This window comes from Echinicola soli (assembly GCF_006575665.1).
Classification (GTDB): domain Bacteria; phylum Bacteroidota; class Bacteroidia; order Cytophagales; family Cyclobacteriaceae; genus Echinicola; species Echinicola soli.
This window is the reverse complement of record NZ_CP041253.1, coordinates 3448836-3473381: the sequence shown is the minus strand read 5'-3', so window position 1 is coordinate 3473381 and position 24546 is coordinate 3448836. Positions and strand designations below refer to the sequence as shown.

At 42.9% G+C, this 24546-nt stretch carries 20 protein-coding genes; 5 read left to right on the top strand and 15 right to left on the bottom strand.

Annotation, left to right across the window (positions count from 1 at the left end; all coding sequences use genetic code 11):
- Nucleotides 1-4: 4 nt before the first annotated feature.
- Entirely contained in the window at nucleotides 5-1405 is a 1401-nt protein-coding gene (locus FKX85_RS13710) for a TolC family protein (RefSeq protein ID WP_141615269.1), read from the top strand.
- Nucleotides 1406-1446: 41 nt separating this feature from the next.
- Here FKX85_RS13710 and FKX85_RS13705 read toward each other — a convergent pair whose 3' ends face one another.
- The 3 genes from FKX85_RS13705 to FKX85_RS13695 form a co-directional block, all read right to left on the bottom strand.
- Nucleotides 1447-2544 carry an SGNH/GDSL hydrolase family protein gene (locus tag FKX85_RS13705; RefSeq protein WP_141615268.1) on the bottom strand — a complete coding sequence of 366 codons (1098 nt, stop codon included), beginning with the start codon at nucleotides 2542-2544 and terminating at the stop codon, nucleotides 1447-1449.
- Entirely contained in the window at nucleotides 2541-3995 is a 1455-nt protein-coding gene (locus tag FKX85_RS13700) for a sulfatase (RefSeq protein WP_141615267.1), read from the bottom strand. The genes FKX85_RS13705 and FKX85_RS13700 overlap by 4 nt, the downstream gene beginning before the upstream one ends.
- A gap of 72 nt (nucleotides 3996-4067) precedes the next feature.
- Nucleotides 4068-5630 (bottom strand): arylsulfatase, encoded by a 1563-nt coding sequence (locus tag FKX85_RS13695; RefSeq protein WP_141615266.1) that lies wholly within the window; start codon nucleotides 5628-5630, stop codon nucleotides 4068-4070.
- 413 nt (nucleotides 5631-6043) lie between these two features.
- On the opposite strand from FKX85_RS13695, the gene FKX85_RS13690 reads away from it, so the two are divergent.
- Entirely contained in the window at nucleotides 6044-6313 is a 270-nt protein-coding gene (locus tag FKX85_RS13690) for a hypothetical protein (RefSeq protein ID WP_141615265.1), read from the top strand.
- Between the two features lie 1409 nt (nucleotides 6314-7722).
- Here FKX85_RS13690 and FKX85_RS13680 read toward each other — a convergent pair.
- The gene (locus tag FKX85_RS13680; protein ID WP_141615263.1) at nucleotides 7723-9324 is read right to left on the bottom strand and encodes a SusD/RagB family nutrient-binding outer membrane lipoprotein; all 1602 of its coding nucleotides are present in this window, start codon (nucleotides 9322-9324) and stop codon (nucleotides 7723-7725) included.
- A gap of 30 nt (nucleotides 9325-9354) precedes the next feature.
- Complete coding sequence (locus FKX85_RS13675; RefSeq protein WP_141615262.1) at nucleotides 9355-12657, bottom strand: SusC/RagA family TonB-linked outer membrane protein; 3303 nt, start codon at nucleotides 12655-12657, stop codon at nucleotides 9355-9357.
- Nucleotides 12658-13173: 516 nt separating this feature from the next.
- On the opposite strand from FKX85_RS13675, the gene FKX85_RS13670 reads away from it, so the two are divergent.
- Nucleotides 13174-14241, top strand: a complete 1068-nt coding sequence (locus FKX85_RS13670) for a LacI family DNA-binding transcriptional regulator (protein WP_229239627.1) — start codon at nucleotides 13174-13176, stop codon at nucleotides 14239-14241.
- A gap of 589 nt (nucleotides 14242-14830) precedes the next feature.
- Here FKX85_RS13670 and FKX85_RS13665 read toward each other — a convergent pair.
- The 6 genes from FKX85_RS13665 to FKX85_RS13640 form a co-directional block, all read right to left on the bottom strand.
- Complete coding sequence (locus tag FKX85_RS13665) at nucleotides 14831-15727, bottom strand: DUF5777 family beta-barrel protein (RefSeq protein WP_141615260.1); 897 nt, start codon at nucleotides 15725-15727, stop codon at nucleotides 14831-14833.
- A gap of 3 nt (nucleotides 15728-15730) precedes the next feature.
- Nucleotides 15731-16267 (bottom strand): YceI family protein, encoded by a 537-nt coding sequence (locus FKX85_RS13660; protein WP_141615259.1) that lies wholly within the window; start codon nucleotides 16265-16267, stop codon nucleotides 15731-15733.
- A gap of 32 nt (nucleotides 16268-16299) precedes the next feature.
- A complete protein-coding gene (locus tag FKX85_RS13655) occupies nucleotides 16300-16662 on the bottom strand; it encodes a 2-polyprenyl-6-methoxyphenol hydroxylase (protein ID WP_141615258.1) in 363 nt (120 codons plus the stop codon).
- Between the two features lie 74 nt (nucleotides 16663-16736).
- Nucleotides 16737-17231 (bottom strand): CHRD domain-containing protein, encoded by a 495-nt coding sequence (locus FKX85_RS13650; protein WP_141615257.1) that lies wholly within the window; start codon nucleotides 17229-17231, stop codon nucleotides 16737-16739.
- A 118-nt stretch (nucleotides 17232-17349) separates the two neighbouring features.
- Nucleotides 17350-18591 (bottom strand): porin family protein, encoded by a 1242-nt coding sequence (locus FKX85_RS13645; RefSeq protein ID WP_141615256.1) that lies wholly within the window; start codon nucleotides 18589-18591, stop codon nucleotides 17350-17352.
- Entirely contained in the window at nucleotides 18560-19027 is a 468-nt protein-coding gene (locus tag FKX85_RS13640; RefSeq protein ID WP_229239626.1) for an RNA polymerase sigma factor, read from the bottom strand. Before FKX85_RS13640 ends, FKX85_RS13645 begins: the two co-directional genes overlap by 32 nt.
- 712 nt (nucleotides 19028-19739) lie before the next feature.
- Between FKX85_RS13640 and FKX85_RS13635 the strand changes: the two genes are divergently transcribed.
- Nucleotides 19740-20600, top strand: a complete 861-nt coding sequence (locus tag FKX85_RS13635; protein WP_141615254.1) for a sigma-70 family RNA polymerase sigma factor — start codon at nucleotides 19740-19742, stop codon at nucleotides 20598-20600.
- A gap of 37 nt (nucleotides 20601-20637) precedes the next feature.
- Nucleotides 20638-21096, top strand: coding sequence for a carboxymuconolactone decarboxylase family protein (locus tag FKX85_RS13630; protein WP_141615253.1), 459 nt, complete (start codon nucleotides 20638-20640; stop codon nucleotides 21094-21096).
- A gap of 151 nt (nucleotides 21097-21247) precedes the next feature.
- Here FKX85_RS13630 and FKX85_RS13625 read toward each other — a convergent pair whose 3' ends face one another.
- The 4 genes from FKX85_RS13625 to FKX85_RS13610 form a co-directional block, all read right to left on the bottom strand.
- Nucleotides 21248-21688: a GNAT family N-acetyltransferase gene (locus FKX85_RS13625; RefSeq protein WP_141615252.1), complete on the bottom strand. Its 441-nt coding sequence runs from the start codon at nucleotides 21686-21688 to the stop codon at nucleotides 21248-21250.
- Between the two features lie 2 nt (nucleotides 21689-21690).
- A complete protein-coding gene (locus tag FKX85_RS13620) occupies nucleotides 21691-22626 on the bottom strand; it encodes a serine hydrolase (protein ID WP_141615251.1) in 936 nt (311 codons plus the stop codon).
- Nucleotides 22627-22786: 160 nt separating this feature from the next.
- Nucleotides 22787-23581, bottom strand: a complete 795-nt coding sequence (locus FKX85_RS13615; protein ID WP_141615250.1) for a M48 family metallopeptidase — start codon at nucleotides 23579-23581, stop codon at nucleotides 22787-22789.
- A 187-nt stretch (nucleotides 23582-23768) separates the two neighbouring features.
- On the bottom strand, nucleotides 23769-24512 hold the full coding sequence (locus FKX85_RS13610) for an NYN domain-containing protein (protein ID WP_141615249.1): 744 nt from the start codon (nucleotides 24510-24512) through the stop codon (nucleotides 23769-23771).
- Nucleotides 24513-24546 lie beyond the last annotated feature (34 nt).

Below are 24546 nucleotides of genomic sequence, written 5' to 3'. Positions count from 1 at the left end.
TGCTATGAGGCGACATTTTCATCTTGGTATTTGCATCCTCACGCTCATCGTCACCAGCCTGCCAATTGGCTGCAAGGTAAAATCTCCACCTACCTCGGAGGAACTCCAAGAGCAAGCGTTTGCCCATTTTATCCTTCCTTCCTCTTGGCAAGAAGCCCGAAATGGACAGTCAGACTCCACGGAATTTACAGAAAACTGGCTAGTGGAATTTTCAGATCCTATCTTGGACACGTTGGTCAAGGAGGCTTTGGTCTACAATTCCGATCTAAAAATCAGTGAATCAAGGCTTGCCCAAGCCAAAGGGTATGTGAAAATGGCCCAAGGAGCCCTAAGACCTGCCATTAATATTTTGGCCAGGGAAAACAGTAAGTTGGGAGGAAGTTTCGCTGGTGGACTGAATGGAGCGGTCTTTTCGGCTTCATGGGAACTAGACATTTGGGGAAAGCTCAGAAACACCAAACAGGCGCAAATAGAAGAGTATAAAGCCTTGGGAATGGAAGTCAGTTATGCAAGGCTCTCATTAGCTGCTACAGTGGTGAAAAATTATTATCTGGCCACTGAGTTATTCCTTGAAATGAAACTCGCCGAGGAGATGGTTACGCTTTCAAAGACCCTGGTTGAGCTTGCCGAAAAGCGATTTGAAGTAGGTATTGGAAACGAAAAGGACTTGGCTGTAGCCCAAGCAAACCTTAGTACCGCAAAAGATGGGCGTCAGATGCTGGAATTGGCACATCATAATCAGTTAAGGGCATTGGAGTTGATTTTAGGTAGATATCCCCATGCAGAAGTAGGCGTCTCCGATTCTCTGCTAACCATCAGCAGCACCATTCCTGCTGGTATTCCCTTGCAGTTGTTGGAGCGCAGACCGGATGTAATGGCAGCACAGCATCGCTTCAATGCCAGCTTTCACCGGGTCCGGTCTGCCAAAGCAGCAAGACTTCCTCAGCTGAGCCTGACAGGTAATTTTGGCGCCATCAACAGTCAAGTCATTTCCCTGGTACCTGAATTTTCCAATCCCATCAGAAGCATTGGAGGATCCTTGGTGGCTCCTATTTACCAAGGTGGAATGCTCAAGGAGAATATAGAAATCAAAACCTTAGAGCAAGAACAGGCCACCACCATTTACGCCCAAGCAGTCCTTGCTGCAATCAATGATGTAGAAACTGCTCTGGAAACGGTCCAAAATATCGATGGACGAGAAAAAATCCTTTCCCAAGAAGTCAAACATAATCGAAAGGCCTTTGAGCTGGAGCAAATCGCCTATAAAGTAGGCAAATCTGATTTGCGAGATGTTACCATTCAGCAAATGGATCTTTTCTCCTCGAGAATCAGTCTCCTTCGGGTACAAACTGAAAAAATCATACAACGGGTAAACTTATACCTGGCTTTGGGCGGGGCCATGTGACCCCATTGGGGAGAAACAGTTTCACTGGTAAAGCGATCTATTTATTGCTCTTTTAATATTTCACTGAGTTTCTTGATATACGCATCCGCATACCGCTGCATACCCAAATCCGTAGGATGGGTACCGTCCACAAAATCATCGTTTCCCATGCCAATCTCCCCATGGGAAAGCAGAAACAATCCTTGCACCCCAGCCTCCTTCAGTTCCTGAAAACAACTTTCTGTCCATTTGTTCAGATTTGTATAGGCGCTTTTCCTATCTGCATCAATCCATCCATCCGAATATCCTGCATGCTCTACCAAGAGGACAGGAGTAGCTGGATGGGCTGTCTTTAGCATCTTGACAGACTGGAGGATTTTGTCTTTTACCACCTTTTCCGTATATCCTCCCCAAGGGCCAAGGTTTGGCAGACAATCCAACACAAACACACTTGCATCGATGGCCTTTACATAATCCAATACTTCTGGTTCCAACCGTCCATTTCCAGAAAAAGCCAAATTGACCATGGGTACCTCAAGGGCTCTTCCAACGATATTGGTCCAAGCCATTCCGGGTCGACTGGCACAAGCTCCTTGGGCAATAGAGGTACCATAAACTACGATTGGCGGAGCTTCTCTTTTCGGCATAAAACCAAAATCCTTGCTCTCCTCTACCCCAATTTTAAGATCACTCAAACTGTTATATAGCGGAAGATAAAGCAGGTATTCCTTGCCTCCCGCGGGATTATCTGGTGTGATGAATGAATAGCTGACTTTATCCTTGCCAAAATGATACTTGCCCCTGACCCACATCCACGCTCCTGCACCGTCCCTGGCGTAAAGATCCAGACCAGAGACGCCTGTAGAAGGCATATGAGGCATGGATAATCTTGGACCTGGTGTAAATTCTACCTTGATCTCATTCGCTCCAGTGGTAAACCTTAGCAGTAACCCGGCAGCGTTGCGAGAAAGTCCCCAAACAGGCTCTCTGACCACTTCTTTCGCGGTGTCAGGGAGCCGATTGAAGGCTATATTTTGCCAGCCCTGACCTTCCACCACCCCAAAATCCTCCGATAAGGGATCATACCAAGCTAGCTCCTGGGCTTTTACAGAAGCATGCATGATGATAAAGCTGAAAACAACCGTTAAGAATTTCTTCATTTTTGCATCACTTGTTTAATTTTCATTGTCTCGAAGGCTTGGTCAAAAGCAGGATTTTGCTTAATGGGAACCGGGGCATGTGTAGAGCCCCGCCATGCCTTAAGCCTCTCACATAAATCAATAACTACTTCTGGGTATTTTTCGATTACATTGTGCTTCTCACCAAGATCTTCTTCTAAGTTGTACAGTGCTAAACTACCATCTTCAAAATACTCATGCAACTTCCATTTACCATATCTGATCACTGACCCCGGCCGGGTTCTGAACAATGGGTCCTGTGCCTGGTCATCTTTTGGCGAATAAGCCTCCAAATAGATTGGAAAATGCCAGTATAACTCACGCTGAGGAAGTTCTTTCCCTTCAAACAACAACGGTGCTAGATCTACACCATCCACCCGAGAGCTTCTTTTCTCTGCCTGAATAAGCGATTGAAACGTGGGGAATAAATCCATTTGCAACACCGGATCAACCACTTTCTTACCAGCAGGAATTTTTCCCGGAAAACGGATAACCATCGGTACCCTGATCCCTCCTTCATAGTAACTTCCCTTTCCTGCACGAAGGGGATCTTGACGGGAAATCTTACGGATACCGCCATTATCAGAGGTAAAAACCACCATCGTATTTTCTTCCAATCCCAATTCCCCCAACACCTTCAATAGCCGCCCTACATTTTGATCCATCGCCTCTACCATGGCGGCATATACAGGATGCTCTTGTCCATCCGAACCTGACTTGGCCTTGTATTTATCTATCAAATCATGCTTCCCCATAAGTGGACTATGCACCGTATAAAATGGCAAATACAAGAAAAAAGGATCTTCTTTATGATGCTTCACAAAACCAATAGCTTCATTGGTCAGCCTGTCTGTCAGGTACTCTCCTTCCGGGCCGTTGACTAAATTGGACACCTTATAAGGACTGAAATAGCCGTCTTTACCGGGGTTTCCTCGATGGTTCCCGGCCACGTTAAGATCAAATCCCATCTTGGTAGGATCATCACTCAAGTGCCACTTTCCAATAGTAGCAGTGGCATACCCATTATCTTGAAACATCTCCCCAAGGGTATATAGCGAATCAGCCAGCGTATCCTCATTCTTCACCGCAGTGACACGACGGGTTCTTGGATCTCCTCTATCGGATGGGCTTACCGTATAAACTCCATGTCTTGGACCATACTGTCCACTGATCATGCAAGCCCGTGAGGGCGCACAATTGGAAGCGCCGGCATAGGCATTGGTAAAGACCAGGCCTTCCTTGCTAAATTGATCCAAGTGGGGGGTCTCATAATAGTGGCTGCCCATAAACCCTAAATCCTTCCAGCCCAAATCATCCACATTGATCAGGATGACATTAGGTCTTCTGGCTACATGCTTTTCAGTGCAGGAAGCTAACAAGAGGACAATCGCTTGCAAACAAATAAAAAGGACGCTTTTGGGATGACTTTTCATGGTCTTCGATTAGCTTGTTATTTACTCATTGGAATGGTAATCGTTTGGATTATACGCTATCAAATTAAGCTACTATTCTGAAAGTACTTTATCCATAAAGTCCCATTCCTCAAAAACTGGTTCACCATGCTCCCTTTTGGCAATCACTTCCAGTTGTTTAATAATATCGGCATGCTGTTTCGCTACATTATTGACTTCATTAATATCTTTCTGCAGGTCATACAGTTCCCAATCTGCATGAGGCTGCTGCCTTAGTCCAGTTTTAACACCTTTCCATTTGCCCATTCGAATGGCCAATTGTCCACCTTTTTCCGGGTATTCAAAGTAGAGAAACTCATGGTGTTCCTGCTTTATTATCTTCCCCATCAGTGCAGGCAGAAAACTGATTCCATCCGTGCCTATTGGTGCTTCTATTCCAGCAAGATCAGCAAAAGTAGCCATCACATCGTACTGGGCTGAGACATGATCGGTTTTACTGTTGGCAGGTACTTTACCTGGCCATCGGGCAACCATCGGCATACGAATTCCTCCTTCATAAACATCCATTTTAAGTCCACGTAATCCGGCTGTGCTATTAAAATACGCTGCATCCACTCCTCCATTAAAGGTAGGCCCATTGTCACTGGTAAATATCACCAAAGTATTTTCATCAAGCCCTTCGGCTTTTAACAATTGAAGGATCTTTCCTACTTCCTGATCAAGGTAGCTGATCATCGCTGCATAGGCAGATTTAGGAAACTCATGGGGAGCATAGCCTTGCTGGCCTAAATAAGGCTCCTCTTCAAAATTGCCCATATACGGCTCCAAAGCGGCATCTGGCACCTGAAGGGAAACATGTGGAATGGTATAGGGTAAGTAAAGAAAGAAAGGCCGATCTTTATTGCCCTGAATAAACTGCGTAGCCTTCTCGGTCATTTTGTCCACGGCATATTCTTCTCCTTTGTATGCTTCAAAAAATCCTTCATCACCATAATCCAAGTCACTTTTTGCAAAACGCTCCATTGCCTGTGCGTTGCCTTCGCTTCCACGGGAAGAGGGAGTGTGAACAAAAATATAGGGATTGGCCAAGCTGTCCCATTGGTCGTTTTCCCAAAGGTGGGTAGGGTAAAAATTATGGGCCTGTCGCTGATCAAGATACCCGTAAAAATAGTCGAAGCCTTGCCGGTTGGGCGCACCTGAATTACCTGTCATTCCCAGTCCCCATTTACCTATTGCCCCGGTCACATATCCAGCTTTCTGAAGCATTTTACCGATAGTAACTGTGCCATCTGGGAGAGGTTGCTGGCCATTTTCGACTGCATCTGTAAAACTAGCGGGCAATACAGGCTTATTTCCTCGAATATAAGCATGTCCTGTATGCAGGCCAGTCATCAGCCCACAACGTGCCGGAGCACAGACGGGCGATGAAGTATAGTGCTGTGTAAAAACCATTCCTTCGGCTGCCATCTTGTCCAAATTGGGAGTTTTAATCTTTTCTTGCCCGTTCACACCAACTTCCCCATAACCCATATCATCCGCATAAATGTAAATGATATTGGGCTTATCCCCTTTAGAGTTTGTTTGTTTTTCCGCAGACTGGCATCCCACCATAATTAAAGGTGCCAAAAAACAACCTACAAAAATTTGGTTTCGCATAGTAATTCATTTTTCGCTACAAAATTAAAAATAGCGAATCAAAACTAATTTTCTTCGTTTTGCCACTAAAATACAAACAGATTATAACTCAAAGTAAGAACCAATACAGAAAAATATTAGGGAAAATAAAGCTGTTGTGTTGATTGCGTTATTCGGCTATTAATTTGTGCGATCAAGTGGAAAAGTGGGTAGATGGCTGGGTGTAGTTGTTTTAGATAGAACACTGATGATGCTGACAGGGCAGATTTTCGCTGATTTTTTGGATTCCTGTGTTTTCCCGACAGCTGCGCTACTGAAAAACAGGCAGGTTTGGAAATGAAAAGTGAACACAAACCAAGCCCTGAAAGGCTTGTCTGGTGCCAAGCAGGCCTGTCTGGGAGAAAACAGGCTTGTCTAGGGGAAAACAGGGTTATTTGGAGCCAAGCAGGCTTGTCTGGGAGAAAATAGGGTTATCTGGAGCCAAGCAGGCTTGTCTGGGGGAAAACAGGCTTGTCTGGGGGAAAACAGGACTATCTGGAGCCAAGCAGGCCTGTCTGGTGCAAAACAGGCTTGTCTGGAGCCAAGCAGGCTTGTCTGGTGCAAAACAGGCTTGTCTGGAGCCAAGCAGGCTTGTCTGGAGCCAAGCAGGCCTGTCTGGGGGAAAACAGGCTTGTCTGGAGCCGCATAGAACGGTATATTCATAGCTATGGACAACGCCCATGGCAAATAGTCGAATAAAATGATTACGATTTTAACAGCAATCACCTCACCAAAGCCCACAAATTCACCTTAAACCCAATTCACAGGAATACGGCATTATTCCGAAAAATTGCAAGGAAATGAGATTCTCGAAAAAGCATAATGAAATTTATCTGGCTCCAGAAATATTACGGAGCAAGCAATATTTCTCGGGGATGAGAGATTTTTAGGCGATTTTGGTAAGCATATTTCTCTCTTATTGAGCAATAGGAATGCGTGCTTCAGTATAAAAAATCAGCGTAAATCTTATTAATCTGCATCATCTGCGTGCTATCGAAACCAACCCTAATCCCCCAACTTTTTCGGATCAATCAATATTTCTGGGGGCGGGAGAAGATTTATATTCATTTGGTATGTCGCCACGAAGTCGCCAAGACACGAAGTGTTTTGTAGGCGGATTCCAAATTTCATGGAAAACAAACAGCTTTGGGTCTTAGAATCTTTGTGGCAAAAAAAAAAAAGAAATCCTATTAAAATAAAGGGATTCATGCCCTCACCTTTTTCGCTTGCCTCCTTTTTAGCACATTTTGAGGACCACGCAATATTTCTGGAAGATGAGAGATTTCCAGGTGGTTTTGGTAAGCATATTTCTCTTTGATTTAGCAATAGTAATGTGTAGATTATAAAATCAGTATAAATCCGTCATTGCGAGGAAGTATAGCCTGTCCCGACCTATCGGGAACGTGGCAATCCCGTATTAAGAAAACGAGATTGCTTCACTCCGTTGCTCTGCATTCGCAAGGACGGTATTTTAAATCGCGTTTATTATAAAAAATCAGCGTAAACCTTATTAATCTGCATCATCTGCGTGCTATCGAAACCAACCCTAATCCCCCAACTTTTCCGCTTGATCCGATATTACTTGATCCGCATTCGTGACTAATCTACTTTCAGCGCATAAAACAAAAAAAGCTATGAAAACAATCTCATAGCTTTAGTCAATTAACAATAAACCCAAAATAACCTGCTGTAGGGGAAGGACTCGAACCTCCACGGGGCAGTTAGGCAAAACACGAGCTCGATATTTGCTTTATCCCAGATCCCCACCCCCGAGACAGGGGGGCATGTCTGCCAATTTCATCACCCTACAGTATTGAAAGACCCTTTTGTCTTTCTTTATGATACAAAGTTAATAACAGGAACAATAAATTCAAATTTTATTAATAAAAATAATTAATTTTTACATTATCAATATTAAAAACTATAAAAACTAACAAATTAGATAATTCAACATAATAAACAAGGCGCATTATTAGCAAATAATCAACCGTAAAACCAAGACAAACAAAAGAGGTCCTGAAATCAAAAGCTCCAGGACCTCCATTGCTATTCAAGCAAATTAATATTTTCCATATTAGTTTACATCCCAGAAGATTGGCACATCTACTTTATCTTCTGCTGCCACTTCATTATAATTTTCCGTATTGAGCGTTCGCTCAGTCTCTGGATAAAACAATCTCGATGGAGGCAAAGTTGACTGCGTAGAGCTAGGATCTTCTACAAATTCCAGTACTGGATATCCTGTTCTTCGATATTCAGCCCAAGCATGATAGGCATACATTAACCCATGGTTCAGCCATTGTTGAGTACCAATCTTGGCTAATTTTTGGTCTGACGGACCTGTATAGGCAATCATATCACTGTTTAAGAAAGCTGTGATTTCCTCCTCTGTTGGTGCTTCTTCAGGTACGAAGTTAGTTCCGTCAGCATTGTCATTCAGGCTGTTAATATGGAATAGGAATTCAATGGATTGGCGAATCCCTGTTTCATAATTGGCAGCAGGATCGCCACCTATCGCCCATCTTTCAGCAGCCTCAGCTTTAAACAAACTAACCTCTGCGGCAGTAATGATAATCCCTGGGAATTTGTCATTTCTACTGTAAGTCGCAGTATCTATTCGTGAGAAATAATTCGCCTGAGTGGAATCGGTCACCCTACTACCAGCCCAATCATTTGGTACACCTACATAATCACCATTTTTGTTTTCGGCAAACATCACTCTCAATCGGGGATCCACACTAGGGACCATCAGGTCATTGACCATATAACCCGGTGCGGTAAGCCCAATTGTAGCATCCTTGATCCCTCCACCATGGTGGGTAAGGACAGAGTTTAGTTGTTCCCCCCTAGCGACAAACTGTACTGTCTCATCCACATTGGAGACCACAGGATACGTTCCAGGGTTATTCAGTATTTCACCGACTACCGTTTGTGCTTTTGCCTCATCATAGTAAGAAAATCTCATTGCCAATCTTAACCTCAAGGAATTGGTATATATTTTCCACTTTTCGATGTCTCCTTGATTCAGGATATCGGCATTGTCAAACGCACCTTTATAAAAAGCAATCGGCTCATAGGAGTTAAGGAAATCGGCAATGTTTTTCAAATCATCTATCATCATAGTATAGATATCCTCTGCCTTGTCGTATTTTGGTCTTACGATATCACCACCAGTAGTGATCAGTCCACCTGCTTCGCTGAACGGGATATCCCCCCAAATATCCACCATTTGAGATGTCTGATCATAAAGGTGAACCTTACCTGTCTCCATAAACAGACGGAACTGTTCCTTCTTCTCTGCATCCTCAATACTATTATAGTGGTTTTCCATTTCTCTGTAGTTTGAAATGAAAGCAGTGTAATAATAGTCCCATCTATCTTGATTATACGCAGTGGCCTGTTCGTAGATCTTTTGGCCATTGGAGTAGCCATTGGTCTGTGAATAAGTGCCTAGCATCGGGATCTGGAAAGTAAAAAGATTCCAGTACCTTGGGAAAGTGGTATTTCTATTCTCTAAGTTATTGTTGTACAATAAACCGGTATACAGTTTTTCAACACTAGCAGAGACAGACTTTTCAGGATCATAGTAATTATCCTCAAAATCAGCCTCTGAACAGCTCATTACCCCGAAAGAAACCAAGAGGGCAAGGCCAATATATCTAAAATTAATTTTCATATTTTTCATCGCTTTTTCGTGAATTATGGATTAGAAAGAAGCTCTAATGGACATTCCGTAAGAACGTGACGCTGCACCTCCATTACCGATACCACCCCTAGTGAGGTAATTAGTCCCTACCGCTGCTTCAGGATCTAGGTGAGGCAGAGACTTGTAGAGATAAAACAAGTTTCTACCGTAAGCAGAAATGGTCATGTTCTGCACTTTAAACTTCTTACCCACCGCCTTAGGCAACGTGTAGGAAACGACTAATTCACGAAGCTTAATATAGTTATTGTCAAAAACGGCGGATTCATACGTACCTGCTAGACCTGATCCTGGATAGGATCCCCAATAATAGGTATTCAAGTAATAATTTGGAGCATCCACTATTGTGGTGTTTTGGGAACCGTCTGAAGTCACACCGTCCATGATCATACCATCATGGTAAATACTTTCTCCATTTGGACCTTCAGCCATTCCTTCAGCACTGACAAAAGCGCCTTCTCCATTTACATAGTATGGTAATCCTCCGTATTCCTCACTTCTACCAAATAGGGTTTCTTCAAGCATACCCGCACTTCTCATATACTGGATAGAAGGAGAATATACCTGGCCTCCCCACTTGTAGTCAATTACAGCATTAAGATTAAAGTTTTTATAGCCGATATTGTTAATAAAGCCACCTGCTGCTTTTGGCTGAACATTGCCCAGCTTCACTAAATTGTCATAATCCGGAATATAATACCCGTCATCACCCACTAGCAATTCACCCTTATTGTCTCGGGTAAGGGTATAGCCCATGATATCACCAGCTGGTTCTCCGATTTGGGAAACGATCTGAAGAGAACCGTTGTCTGGACGGCTATGGATCAATGTCTCCAAGCCTGGCATCAACGTAGTCACTTTATTCCTGTTGAAACCGGTATTGATCTGGATATCCCAAACCCAGTCCGAGGTCTGTACAGGTGTCGCAGAAATGCCTACTTCAAGACCATAGTTCTGCATATTACCTACGTTGGACAAAATGGTATTGGCCCCTGTAGAAGTAGGAATTTGAAGCGGAAGGATCATATCCTTGATAGTATTTTGGTAGTAAGTCAAGTTCAATCCCAATCGGTTGTTCGCAAACCTGTTTTCCCAGCCAATCTCTGCCTCATGCTTCAATTCGTTCTGAAGGCCATTGTTACCATACTGCGCCAATGGATAAAGTGCTGGTCTTCCATCAATACTGGCTGCATTGTAAACCACGTTGGCCTGATATGCTGGAGCAGGGTTCCCCACCACACCGTAAGAACTTCTGATTTTACTGTAAGTGATAAACTCAGGAAGTGTAGCCACCTGGCTCAACTCAAATGCAGCACTTATGGAAGGGTATATGAATTTATTATTATCAAAATACAGCGTAGAAGTACGCTCCTGTCTCAGGGACGATTCGATAAAGAGGAAGTCTTTCACATCCAATGAAGCCATCGCAAAGAGACCATCCTTCACCAAATAAGATCTTGTGGAATACCCTCGAGAATTTTGTCTAGACGCATTTAAGCTAAACCAGTTTTCCTCTGTCAACCCACCCTGGGTGTTTTGGGAAGTGTATCGGTAGTTTTCTTCTCTCGCCTGATAACCTGCTCTCAGGTTGAGGTCATATCCATTTCCCAAAGAAGCATTATAACTTACCAGTACATCACCATAGAAAATACGATATTGATCTTGACTAGTACCATAAACACCGGAGTTATCTATGGATAATGGCACAGTGTTAGGCTCCTTATTTTCGGTAGCATATCCTGTATAGTCTGTTCCTACACGTCCTCTTACAGTCAAGTTATCCAAAATGTCATAGGTAACGGTCATCGCACCCATCAAGCGATTGGTGTTTTCTGTAAATTGGCGAGCTCTCTGTGTCCAATAATAATCCATATACGGTGTACCCGCAGTCACCAAAGCAAATGCTTCGTCAGGATCATACAAGTTTCCATTGGCAGGAATATATTTATATCCTTTGCTGGTCTTATATTTTTCTTCAAACCATCTGATATCAGTGGCAGGATTCAAAAAACCACTGTAGTTATTGCTCATCCTGTCCACCATCCAAGGACGGTTAGTGACCTTCTCACTGATGTATGTCGCTACTAGGTCCACATTTACTTTTGGCGCCACTTGGTATTTAGAGTTCAGGTTAAAGGTGTTTTTATTTTGCTCACCACCTTCCATCACTCCCCTATAGTCATTTCTGGTATAGGAAAGTCTATAATTGGACTTTTCAGAACCATTGGAAATAGCCACATTATAAATACCGCTGTGACCTGTTCTGTAAAAGTTCTTCATGTTATCCTCATAGGCTATATAAGGTCTGGTTTCCCCATCCCAGAAGTAAACATCCCTTCCATCCATCTTAGGACCAAACTGTCCCCAAGCATTGAATAGAGGAGAATGTACCGTCTGGCCATTAACTTCTCTTTCTACCCATCCATTTTCATCAGCCCCCATGGACATATTGGTCGCACGATCATATCCAGGACCAAAAATATTTTGTACATCAGGCAATACGCCAACTTTTTCTACACCATAAGAAACATTAAAATCCACTCCAAAACCATTGGACTTACCTCCATCCTTAGTGGTAATTACGATCACACCGGCAGCAGCATCCGAGCCGTACAGTGCGGAAGCAGCAGCACCTTTTAGAATGTTTATGCTTTCAATATTTTCAGGGTTAATGTCCAAAATACCGTTGCCCTTGATCCTTGGACTGCTCCAGTAGCCATCGTTATTGGTATCTCCATTTCGCGAAATCACCCCATCTACTACCAACAGCGGTTGCTGCTGATAACTTATGGAGCTAAGACCACGAATCTGAACGGCCACGGCACTGGTCGCTCCACCGGGATTGGTGGAAATGGTCACCCCTGGAGCCTTCGCATAAAGCGCTGAAGCAACGTTTGTTGGAGACGACTGGAGAATATCCTTGGAGTCTACCGTGGATACTGCATAACCCAGTTTTCTAGGATCCTTTTCAATGCCCATGGCTCCTGTGACCACCACCTCTTGGAGGTCACTAACACTTGGAGAAAGTGTCACATCTATTTTTGTCCGCCCACCAATCTCTTCCTCCTGAGTTTCAAAACCCACAAAAGAAAAGGTCAATATCGTTTTACCAGCTGGAACATCTATCTTATAGGCTCCGTCCAAATCGGTAACTGTACCAAGATTGGTATCTACCACCCTGATACTGGCTCCAGGAATCGGTTCACCATCCTCATCGGTGATCGTTCCTGTTACAGTTCCTTGTGCCCAAGCCGAAAATCCCAGCAATAGGCAAAGCATTGTTGTAAGTAAAAGTTTGTGCTTCATAAAATTAAATTAATTTACTTTGTGTTTTTTTAGTTTCCTACTCCCCATAGCTAAGCTTCAGGGTTTCAAACCAGCGCCTGCTTGGCTGATTACCCGTTTACTATCCTTTTTGCCTTTGTGACCTGAAAATCAATAAAAGCTTGTGGCTGTTTCATTTTTAAACAATTATTTAAAGCAATTCACTTGACTTTGTTGATTTTTTCACCTGACCAAAGTAGAAATTATAATGTTCTTTTCAAAAAATATTTTGAAATTGTTTGCGCACACACTTTATTTGTTTGCGGAAACACTAACTAACAATACAGACTTCTCAATTAGTGAAAAACACCTATTTATCGCCGTTAGTTAAAAAATCCTTAATAGAAGCATTTTATAGGTGACTAATTAAATCTTAGATTATGCAAACGTTACCAATTCCTAAAATGACAACTGATTGGAATTTGATTTCTATATTCATCATTTGAATAATTAATAATTTTGTAAAGCGACTAACAATACCCTAACATGAATGACCCTATGAATAAAAATATGATCCGGATTAAGGACATTGCCAAGCTTTCCGGTGTGTCTGTTGGCACAGTGGACCGTGTGATCCACAAAAGAGGAAAGGTTTCGGAAAAGGCCAGGAAAAAGGTAGAAAAAGTCCTTGAAGAAATCGATTACACTCCAAATTTACTTGCCAAGACCCTTGGTTCCAGTAAAGTGTTTACCATAGCGCTTTTGATCCCACATCCAGGCCAAGACCCGTACTGGAAGCTATCCTTGACGGGACTGGATATCGCGCAAAAAGAATGGAGGCCTTACCACATGGAACTTCAGCCTTATTTTTTTGAATTGGAAAACGCCAAATCATATACAGCAGCAGCTGAAAAGTTACTAAAAGCCTCTCCAGACGCCGTAGTGAGCGCTCCTATCTTCCAAAATGAGGCGGTTGATTTCTTTAAACAACTTGACCAGCTTGGTATTCCCTATATACACTTTAACACCATGATATCAGAAGTATCACCACTTTCTTTTATCGGTCAGGATTCATATCAAAGTGGAAAACTCGGGGCTTCATTGCTCCACCTCGCTTCCAAACACAGGGAAGGAAAAGTGACTATCCTGCACATCAGGGAAAGTGTACAGCACTCGGTCCATTTCCGTGAAAAAGAAAGGGGCTTCAGAGATTTTTTTCGGTCAATACGCCCTTCACAAACAGTAAGTGCAGTAATCATAGAAGGAAATGATATGGACACTTTTGAGGAAAAGCTCATTATTGCCATCAAGAAAAATGACATCAAAGGCCTGTTTATCCCCACATCATCTGGAGCTAAATTAACCGCTGGTGTACTTGAAAAAAATGGCCTTGGGCACATCAGCATTGTAGGATATGACCTGCTCAAAGAAAATATAGCCTTACTAAAAAATGACAAAATAGCCTTTTTAATCCACCAAAATCCCAGTCGACAATTGTTCCGTGGCATCTACCACCTTGCCAATCACCTTCTCTTTAAGAAAAAGGCCCCCTCAAAAGAGCTGTTTCCCCTCGAAGTAATTACAGCGGAAAATGTAGACTCTTATCTTGAAGCAGTCTTGCATTGATATTTTCTATCTCATTGACCAATTCAACAGATTCCCCAACCTCTCCGCCACCGCGGAGAGGAATGCTGGCTTGCTTTATACAAATTGTACTTCCCTTATTATAGTTGGCCGGCTTAATCATTGGTTTTCAGTGTCAAACATAGTAATAACTGGTCTTTCCATAGATGAAAGTTTTGACCAATTCCTTTTAAACTCCTCCGGACTTTTGCTATAGCGAGAGCTGTGACCAAGCATGACGAATTGTCTGCTCTTAGCAGGCTTGTCTGAAGCCAAGCAGGCCTGTCTGAAGCCAAGCAGGCTTGTCTGGTGTAAAACAGGCTTGTCTGAAGCCAAGCAGGCTTGTCTGGTGCCAAGCAGGCTTGTCCGGTGCCAAGCAGGCCTGTATGGTGCCAAACAGAGAGGAACAGCTTGTCCCGGAGGCTATCGGGAACGAGGCAGTCTCGTCTAAAGAGATGGAGATTGCCTCACTCCGTTGCTCTGCGTTCGCAATAGCCTGCCCTGATACTTTCGGAGACGTTATGATCAGGTCTCATGTCTCAATACTCAGGACTTAATACTCAATACTATCATCTTCTTACTTGATACCCTTTTACCACTTCTTACCTTTGTCCTTCAGCTGAAATGACCTCGATATATTAAACCCAAAATGGATATCGCCGTCCCAGAAATTACCTGTCGTGGCAGGGATAAATCCCGTCTCGGTCATGGACTGGGCATTGGTCAGCTGAAGCTGGAAGACGTGGCCACCCGTCTCGATATCAAACCCAATGGCAAGGGCATTGTAATAACCATCATCATCAGAGGGATTGACACGGTAATAATACTCCATGTTCAGCGATGTCCGTGGCGTCAGCTTTAGCCTTCCTCCTACTCCTACCGCAAAGAGGTCATTCTTGTCCATAGCAGTTGGTACCAGGTTTTGATGGACATAGCTTGGCATCAGCTGAAGAGACAATCCTTCGGAGAATTTACGTCCTATTAACACTTGGTTGGCGTACGCCAACCTTCTTTGGAAGGTCATGGGCAGCTCTGGCCTTTTGAACGTATTGACAGACACATTGGAATACCATGTCACCGTTACGGGGATTTTCTTCTTTCCGCTTTGTTGCTTTAGCAACTTATATTTCACAAATCCATCATAAACTTTCTGAAAGGAATTCCGGCCAACCCCCACGGTCAGATTATCCGTAAAAGCATACTCCAGCCCCAACCGGACATTGGCATCATCCAGACCAAAGAAATTATATCCGCCAGAATTGACCGTACCGAATCGATGGCTAATAATAAAGTCCAAATTGCCCGCTCCACGAGTTTCCACAGTATGGCCGTTGATGAGACGGGTTCCCTTAAATGTCCCATACGTAAGATCCTCTATTGGAGATACTTCCTCTTTCAGTTGATCTAAAAGGTTATCTTGTCCATAGACACATCCGGCCATCAGGACCAAGTAAACCAGAGCGGTTCCGAAACGAAATAAAAATCCCATGTTTTATTCTTCTTTAAATTCAAAATGTACCGTTACTTCCACCTCCTCGGCGATTTTTTGAAAGAGGATTTTTGGGATATCTATCTTATGATCTTCCAATTTGACCGGAAATACGGCATCCATGATCACTCTTTCCCCAAGAACGGTCAGTTTACCATCAACATCCATCGGCTGTTCCACACCATGGATGTTCATTTTTCCACTGGCAGTCACCTTCTGCACCCCGTCTTTATTCAGATCGTACCCTTTGATTTTCCCTTCAAATGTCCCTCTAGGGTATTTATCCGATTCCATAAAGTTTTCATTGAAATGCTCCTGCATTAGAGATTTGGCAAATTGGAACCCTTTGATCTGAACCACAAAGGCAAAATCCCCAGAACCTGCATTGAACACACCAATGGCTTCCTTATTGTCTGCCTTAATATCTTCCAGTGGAGCACTTGAAAAGAAACTTACAGCACACTTTTGGGTACGATAAGACTGCGACAAAGCAGGCAAAGCAAAAGTCCATAACGTCATTAACATCAAAAATACTTTCATATTACTCCTTTTATTAAATCAAAATACTAAATTTAATTATCCTGGGCACCCGCCGATACCCAGCAAAAGATATCATCCTTCTCTCCTGCTGTGAGACTTTTTCCAGACCCTGATGGTGGCATGATACCATCCTGCACGTAAGAGTTGATGGTGGATGCCCTTTGGATGATGTTTTGCTTATTAGTAAAATCCACCCTTCCGGTCCCGGATACATGGCAACCAGGTACTGCACAATTACTGGTGATGATCGACTGCACATCGCCGGAGAGCGTGGCCGATACATCTTCACACCGATCTCCCGAAGGATCTGGCTGGATATCATCTTCATTTTCGCTGCTGCAGGACATTCCTACAGTCAATAAAATCCCGAAAATTATTAATCTTAGCTTGTTCATTGTCTCTTAGGTTTAGTGTAAAAACTTTATAAAGGAGAAAGTGGAATCAAAACTCCACTTTCTCAGAATTCCCTTTAATAACTGCCTCCCCCATTTCCACTACTTGATCCCACATTACTCCCTATGTTTCCTTGAGCTAGCAAGGTGGACAGCTCTGAAGGACTCTTATGGACATTGACATATCCATCAAAGGCAATCAGCTCCTGGTAGGTTATGGGAGTTCCGTCGTTTAGTTGGGTTACCGAAGTTTCACTTTTGCCTGTCTCTCCATCCACACTGGTCAAATCAATAAGGATTCCTCCTCCTTCACTGGCCGAATTGGCATGGATATGGGAAGGATGCATATCTCCATCCATCGTCCCTTCCAGTTCGATTGAAACCATCGTAAAATCATCATTTTGCTTGGTAAATGTCACTGTTCCCATCACCCCAGAATCGCCCACTTGGTTTAAGGTGTAGACTTTTTTCTGCTCTATTGGTTTTGGGTCCTCATCATTGTCATTACAGCTCATTGCTACCATACATATCAATAGCATAGAGCTAAACAGGTATATTGCTTGCTTTTTCATTGGTTAATTGGGTTTATGATTGACACAATAATTTTTCATTGAACCTCCTGAACTCTATTTCAAGCGGAAAGTTCAATCCTTATTTCTATAATCTTTGTAGTTTTCTTATCAGGAATCATCACCAGCCATACTTTAAACCGATCAAAACGCCTGCACTTTTAAGATTGACTTCACCTTCTCCCACACCTCGCCAAGGTACTTTATAATAAGGAGCAACCTGTAGTGATAACCTTTCAGATAAGTTCCTTTCATATCCTACACTGAGGTTGACGACACTGAAAAGATGACTATTTTCATTTTTAATATCCAGCTCCTTATGAACAGGATAACCATTACTGGACTCATAATTCATTTCGTACTTTTCCCTTAGCATGAAATATGAAGATAAACCTACGCTAAGGTACCACCTGTCCAATTCACGGTTGACAGCATAATACCGCACATCATTGGACACATCAAACACATAACAATCTCCTTTCAAGCCGACCTTGCCCGTACCATAATTGCCAAATGCACTGTAATCCTCTTCTCCTTGGTAGGTTTTAAATGCATACAGGAAACCTAAATTGACACTCCATTTCGGATGGATAAAGTATTCGATATTTATGCCCACGCTGGTACCTACTCCATGGATATCTTTCCATTTTAGTGCACTGATGTCGGGAGATAACAAGCCCGCAACACTCCAGCGGCGATCATGCCAAAATTCAGGCTGTCGCTTTTTCTTCTCCTCATAGGGCACCAAGGAATCATCAGTTTTTAATGGATAGGAAAGTTCTCCATTTTCAAGTCCCCCCAGTTTCCCGAACACAGGGGTCCAAATATCTACCCCATCTCTTAATGGTGAAGGGACAGCCTCGGTCGACAATCGTTCGCTTTCTTCCCGTACTGTATTTTTTGCTAAATTTACTTTCGCTATAAGCGTTTCATCCTCTTTAAATGCGCCATAAGTACCTCCAAGGCTTCCTTCTTTTTTACTATTACTTACGGATTTACCAGATTCCCCGGATCGATCTACTGGATTTACCTTGTCGACATCTACTCCATCATTTCCTCTTTCCTTACCTTCGATCACCTGTTCTTCAAAACTATTTTTGATAGAACCTGATGGCTCATTTCCCAAATTTGCATGACTCCAAACCATCCATCCACCGATCATCAAAAGCAATAATAACGGCCCCCACCACATTCCTCTACGTTTATACCAGGGCCGAAGAGCACCATTAACTGAAGAAGGGGAAAGTTGCTGCTTCATTTTTTCCCAATCGTCAGGAACAAATGGGATGTCGGGCTGTTCAGATTGCTGCTTGAAGAAATCATCCAGCTCCTTATCGCTCATATTTCGCCAGTCCTTTTTCATGATTCCTTGTTAGTAGTTCCCTTAATTTTGCCCTTGCCCTTGAAAGATTGGATTTAGAAGCTCCTTCGGAAATCCCCAACTTTTCGGCGATTTCCTCATGTCCATAACCTTCGATTACAAACAAGTTAAACACTGTTCTATATACTGGTGACAGCTGCTGGATCACTTGGATCATCTCCTGGTAATTTAGCTGTGCCACTGCGTCTTCTTCGTTGCCTTTGACATGAAAGGCACTATCGAGCTTCTCCGTTTTATAATGCTTGTGTTGGCGCTTGAAATGGTTGATCGCTGTATTGATCAGGATCCGCCTGAACCAACGTTTAAATACTTGGTTTGGGTCATATTGATGGATTTTGGTGAATACTTTCATAAAACTGTCATGCAACACCTCAACAGCCTCTTCCCTACTGGAAGTGTACCGTAAGCATACACTCATACCATAGCTATAAAACTGCCGGTAAAGCAGTTCCTGAGACTTCGTGTCATTTTCACAAAGTCCAGTTATGAGCGATTTAGACAGATCTTGATCCACTTTTCCGAAAAGGGTTGCGCCAGCCTATACAATACATTGCTATCTTAGGTTGCGTGACAACTGAAAACATTTAATATAATGTACTAAAAAAACCCATATAATGACTAAATAAGGCTATTAACCTCTGTTCGATTTAAAACATCTTAGCTGTCGAAGTGCATTCTTCATTGCTATTTTAAATCCGCAGTAGATTTTCTAATCTATATTGCAGGTTAAACCCCAAATTTAACTTATAGCCACATCAAGTGTGATTTTCAGTCCTTCCCCTATCGAGAGCCGAAGGCTGAATGCCTTGCCTGACGTTAACCCGAGGCAGGACCTTGGAACATAGTTCCAAAGCTGTTTGTTTTTTACTGGAGTCCGAAAAAACAATCGTCAAATTGAAAAAACTCAACTGTTTACGCCTCCTAAATCCCCTAAAGGGGACTTTCTAAAGCTCCCCTTTAGGGGATGGGGATCATGTTAGGGATTGAAATAAAAACCCTCAAATTTCTATTTAAAGACAGTTTTTGATCATATTAGAAATTTAGTCGGACGCCAGTAATTAATTTTTAGGGATATTGAATCAAATCCACAAAAGTCCTGTTAATTACAGGTATAACAAACAGTCAACTTCATGGAAAATTATCGTCCATTACTTTTTACCTACGCCTATAATATTTTGGGTGCTGCGCTGGAAGCTGAAGATGTTGTGCAAGATGTGTTTGAGAAGTACTTAACAATGGACAGCAGCACTGTCCAAAATGAGAAAGCGTACCTCATCAAGATGGTCATTAACCACGCGATCAATCGAAAAAACAAGCTAAATAAGACGATCATTGCCTATCCCCACAATTGGCTTCCTGAACCTGTAAGCACGGATAACTCCATCCAAGACGCTGAAAACGAACACCTCTTGTCTTATTCTTTGATGATTCTACTCGAGAAATTAGAAGTGAGACAGAGGGCCATTTTCCTATTAAAAGAGGCATTTGGATATAGCCATGAAGAGATCAGCAACACATTGGATATTAGCCAAGAAGTATCAAGACAGTCACTTTCCCGTGCAAAAAAGAAATTAAAGGGTGCCACAATCTCCAGACCATCCCCTAAAGGTGATACCGCCCTAATGGAATATTTATCCGCCATTCAGAGTGGTGATGCTGACAAGCTGGAAAAGCTCCTGTTAGATGACATCTCACTTACTTCAGATGGCGGAGGAAAAGTTCCCGCAGGAACCAATATCCTTTATGGGAAAGAGCGGGTCATGGCCATGCTACAAGGAATTTATAGAAAATTCTATCAGGAGATTACCATTCATCAGACGGTCATTAATCACACACCTGCATTGCTTTACCTAACGGCAGAAGGGCTAGTAATTAACTGTCAGGTATTTGTATTTAACAGGGGTAAAATTGCTCAGATGTATTTTATCCGAAATCCGGACAAACTAACATTATTCAAAAAAAAACCTCACATACCGTCACATAATCGGTAGGGAAATGTCATTAGGGCAAAACCAATATCACAACATCATGAAAGAACGTATTTTATCTCAGGATTTGCCCAATGGCCTTTATCAATCCTTAAAAGGTGTTCAGGACTATCTCGATCAATGTCCTCTGGAGAAGTCCTTTATGACATTGATCAAAATGAGGGTATCGCAGATCAACAGCTGCGCCTATTGTATTGACATGCATTTTAAAGAAGGTATTCATGCCGGTGAAACACCATTAAGGCTAGTTTCCCTTTCTGCCTGGCGTGAGACACCCTACTATAGTGCAAAAGAACAAGCGGTGTTGGAATTTTCAGAAACTCTGACCCACATGAAGGCTGAACAGCACAGCGATGGGATACATGACCAACTGAAAGAACACTTTACGCCCACAGAGATCGCCTACCTGACCCTGGCAGTTATCCAGATCAATTCCTGGAACAGGCTGGTAAGGTCATTTGGATTGGTTCCTGGAAATTATAAAGTACAGGAATCTTAGAAACTAATTGGATTTAGAAGCTGTCTCCTAACAATCTGTCATTTCCTCTATATCGGAAAAAGTAATCGCCATAAAAGTGCAGTAAGCGCACATCGAGATCACTTCTCCCGGCTGCGATCATGGATTGTCCATAGTTGAGACAGCTTCCCTTTCACAAAAGCACAAACTTATCGTTCAGCACCTGCATAATCATTTCCGGCTTGTCCAGTTCTGTGAAGTTAAACTGCTCATACAGGGAATGGGCATCTTTGGTGGCCAGCATGATCCTTCGAAGCTCACCAAACCACTCTTGGGCAAAAAACTCGCTCAGCATTTTCTTTCCAATTCCTGCACCTGCAAATTCCTCAAGGATATATACATCGGATATCCAGGCAAAAGTGGCATAATCCGTGACCGCCCGTACGAAACCAACCTGTTTTTCTTGATAAAATGCCCCTGCACAAAAAGCATTTTCTATGGACATTTTTACCTTTTCCAAGCTGATTCCTCGTGCCCAATACGATTCCTCAGACAAGTAATGGTGGATAGCTGTCACATCCATCTTCTCAGCCCCAAACTGAATACTGATTAAAGCTACATCTACTTTTTCCATCTCTAATATGCCAAACCTCCATGATACTGCTCACTACCTTTGGCGGGTACCCACTTATCCTTAGGTTCAAAATATTCCCACAAAAAAGCAGAAACTTTTCTGGCCAACACCCAAGACTCATTATCAGGTTTCCAGCGGGTATCTTGGTTATTTTTAGTTGCAATATAAAACACATAATCGCCATGGGGAGCATTGACCATTACCAACTCAGAGCGCGAGGCATTTACCATTCCCTGTTTGGCTGCGGTCTGTACGTAAGGAGGGATCTGCGAAAGGGCGTAATCATCATAATAAACATTAGTCATCAGCCGATACATTCGCTCTGAGGCGACTTTGCTGATCATCTCTCCTTTTCTGATCTTTTTCAGCAAGGTCGCCATCTCACGGGGTGTAGTCTGTCCCCAGCCGTATTTTTCCCAATCCCCCTTCCTTCCAGGCGTACGGGAATTTACACGTGTAAACTCCATCCCGTACTTTTCCATGATCGGATTAATGGTCTCCCCTCCTCCTGCGAGTGCTTGGTTCCAGAGAGAGGTGGTATTATCACTGTACGTGATCATAAGGGCCAATAGTGTGCTCAAATCCGTCTTGGTACTATCCTCAAAAAACTGCATAAGGCCAGAGCCACCATAGCGTATCGAGTCCCGATAAACCAAAGGTTGATGGTATTCCAATTCACCTCGATCGATCTTGTCAAAAACACCTATCAAAATGGGCACCTTAACGATACTGGCCGTGGGGAAAATAGTATCTGCATTGATGGCTGCAAACTTACCAGAAGGAAGATGCTCTACATAAACTCCTGCTGTCCCCTTAAAATCCTCCATGAGGGAATATAACGCTTTCGATAATTTCTTATCTTCCTTTAATTTTTGGCCAAAAGAGGTCAGTGAGCAGCCCAGCATAAAAATGACCAAAACCAAACGGTTTATCTTCATTTGATATCAATTTTTATTCACAATCTTTCTAAGTCCAATTAACAAAAATAACCAAAAAACCCTGTCCCTGATTTCAGGGATATTTTCACTAATGCACAAAAAAGCCAAAGCAATTACAAGCTTTGGCTTTTCCGGTTCCGTGCTCCTCAATTTGAGAAGATCAATTCTTATAGTATTTCAATGCTTCAGGCATTTGACTGTTCAGCTCGTCGATTCTACGATCGGGGCCTGGGTGGGTAGATAGGAATTCAGGCGGGGCTTCGCCACTGGATTTCGCTTCCATACGCTGCCAAAATTCGGGAGCCACTCTAGGATCATATCCTGCCATGGCCATAAAGATCAATCCCAATTGATCCGCTTCCAGCTCTTGGTCTCTAGAGAATTTCAGCATCCCGACTTGACTGCCCATACCGACAGCCTGCATAAAGATTGACTCTGTCAAGGAAGGGTTTTGCCCCATGGCTGCCTGTACCCCTCCAAGAAGTCCATTGGCTACGAGCCCCTGCGACATCCTTTCACGCGCGTGGCTGGCGATGGCGTGCGCCACTTCATGGCCCATTACCACAGCGATGCCGGCATCATCTTGGCAGACTGGCATGATTCCGGTATAGAAAGCTACCTTTCCACCAGGCATACACCAGGCATTGACCTGGTCATCTTGAATTAGATTAAACTCCCATTCAAACCCATTTAAGATCTCGCCATAGCCATTATCATTAAGGTACTTTTCCACTGCAACAGCAATTCGCTTTCCTACTTTCACCACACTTTTACCATCAGCAGTATTGGTTACGATTTTGCTTTCGGACTTTACATCATTGTATTGCTGAAATGACATTGGTAAAACCTCCGCATTGTCCACTAGGCTTAGCTGCTTCCTACCACTGAGCGGAACCGTCGCGCAGCTATAAAAGATTAAGCCTGCAAGTAATAAAATTGATATCCTTTTGAGCATATTATTATGTATAATTGTTTTAAAACGTTAAACCAAAAAAGATGCCAGAGCCTATGAATCCCTCATGATAGCGGCATATGTCCCTGCCTCCATTTACAAAATTACGGGAAGTTTCCTTTTCGGAACAGATTATCCCCTTTAAATTATGTATTGATTTCCGATTTTTCACTGATCTACCTTGACACCATCATTTCTTGTTCCTTACATAAATCAACTTGTGCCTGCCACGCTGGCCTTCCCGTTGTTCTACTTCAAACTTATTGATGGAGTTGATCATGGGCGTGAGTTTTTGGAAACCATAATTCCTGGAATCAAAATTCGGTTGCTTCTTTTGGAGCAAATTGCCCACATCACCCAGATATGCCCATCCATCATCGTCTTCACAATCAGAAATGGTATTGGCGATAAGCCTGATGACTTTTGTAGTCACTTGGTCTACACCCGGATCCTTTTGCTTGGCAGCACCAGATGATGGCCGAGATTCCTTCTTCTCTTCCTGCTTGAGGATTTCCAGATAGATGAACTTGTCACAAGCCGCTATAAATGGCGTAGGGGTCTTTTTCTCTCCTATTCCGATGACCTTCATGCTGGCTTCCCTCAGTCTGGTGGCCAATTTGGTAAAGTCACTGTCACTCGAAACGATACAAAAACCATTGACCCTTTCTGAATAGAGAATATCCATCGCATCAATGATCATCGCAGAATCGGTGGCATTTTTACCAGTGGTATAGCTGTACTGCTGCATGGGTGTAATGGCATTTTCCAAAAGCACCACCTTCCATTTGGCCAGGTTCGGCTGTGTCCAATCACCATATATTCGCTTCACAGTGGGGTTTCCGTATTTGGCTATTTCCTCCATCATTTCCTGCACATAGCCTGAAGGGATATTGTCAGCATCAATCAATACGGCAAGCTTTAAATCGTTTTCCATTAGTAAAATATATAACTTAAAAATTATGTTTAAT

Bases quoted from the DNA above. Each gene is read 5' to 3' on its own strand.
- FKX85_RS13710 (WP_141615269.1), top strand. From the start codon at position 5: ATGAGGCGACATTTTCATCTTGGTATTTGCATCCTCACGCTCATCGTC.
- FKX85_RS13705 (WP_141615268.1), bottom strand. From the start codon at position 2,544: ATGAAGAAATTCTTAACGGTTGTTTTCAGCTTTATCATCATGCATGCT.
- FKX85_RS13700 (WP_141615267.1), bottom strand. From the start codon at position 3,995: ATGAAAAGTCATCCCAAAAGCGTCCTTTTTATTTGTTTGCAAGCGATT.
- FKX85_RS13695 (WP_141615266.1), bottom strand. From the start codon at position 5,630: ATGCGAAACCAAATTTTTGTAGGTTGTTTTTTGGCACCTTTAATTATG.
- FKX85_RS13680 (WP_141615263.1), bottom strand. From the start codon at position 9,324: ATGAAAATTAATTTTAGATATATTGGCCTTGCCCTCTTGGTTTCTTTC.
- FKX85_RS13675 (WP_141615262.1), bottom strand. From the start codon at position 12,657: ATGAAGCACAAACTTTTACTTACAACAATGCTTTGCCTATTGCTGGGA.
- FKX85_RS13670 (WP_229239627.1), top strand. From the start codon at position 13,174: ATGAATAAAAATATGATCCGGATTAAGGACATTGCCAAGCTTTCCGGT.
- FKX85_RS13665 (WP_141615260.1), bottom strand. From the start codon at position 15,727: ATGGGATTTTTATTTCGTTTCGGAACCGCTCTGGTTTACTTGGTCCTG.
- FKX85_RS13660 (WP_141615259.1), bottom strand. From the start codon at position 16,267: ATGAAAGTATTTTTGATGTTAATGACGTTATGGACTTTTGCTTTGCCT.
- FKX85_RS13655 (WP_141615258.1), bottom strand. From the start codon at position 16,662: ATGAACAAGCTAAGATTAATAATTTTCGGGATTTTATTGACTGTAGGA.
- FKX85_RS13650 (WP_141615257.1), bottom strand. From the start codon at position 17,231: ATGAAAAAGCAAGCAATATACCTGTTTAGCTCTATGCTATTGATATGT.
- FKX85_RS13645 (WP_141615256.1), bottom strand. From the start codon at position 18,591: ATGAAAAAGGACTGGCGAAATATGAGCGATAAGGAGCTGGATGATTTC.
- FKX85_RS13640 (WP_229239626.1), bottom strand. From the start codon at position 19,027: ATGAGTGTATGCTTACGGTACACTTCCAGTAGGGAAGAGGCTGTTGAG.
- FKX85_RS13635 (WP_141615254.1), top strand. From the start codon at position 19,740: ATGGAAAATTATCGTCCATTACTTTTTACCTACGCCTATAATATTTTG.
- FKX85_RS13630 (WP_141615253.1), top strand. From the start codon at position 20,638: ATGAAAGAACGTATTTTATCTCAGGATTTGCCCAATGGCCTTTATCAA.
- FKX85_RS13625 (WP_141615252.1), bottom strand. From the start codon at position 21,688: ATGGAAAAAGTAGATGTAGCTTTAATCAGTATTCAGTTTGGGGCTGAG.
- FKX85_RS13620 (WP_141615251.1), bottom strand. From the start codon at position 22,626: ATGAAGATAAACCGTTTGGTTTTGGTCATTTTTATGCTGGGCTGCTCA.
- FKX85_RS13615 (WP_141615250.1), bottom strand. From the start codon at position 23,581: ATGCTCAAAAGGATATCAATTTTATTACTTGCAGGCTTAATCTTTTAT.
- FKX85_RS13610 (WP_141615249.1), bottom strand. From the start codon at position 24,512: ATGGAAAACGATTTAAAGCTTGCCGTATTGATTGATGCTGACAATATC.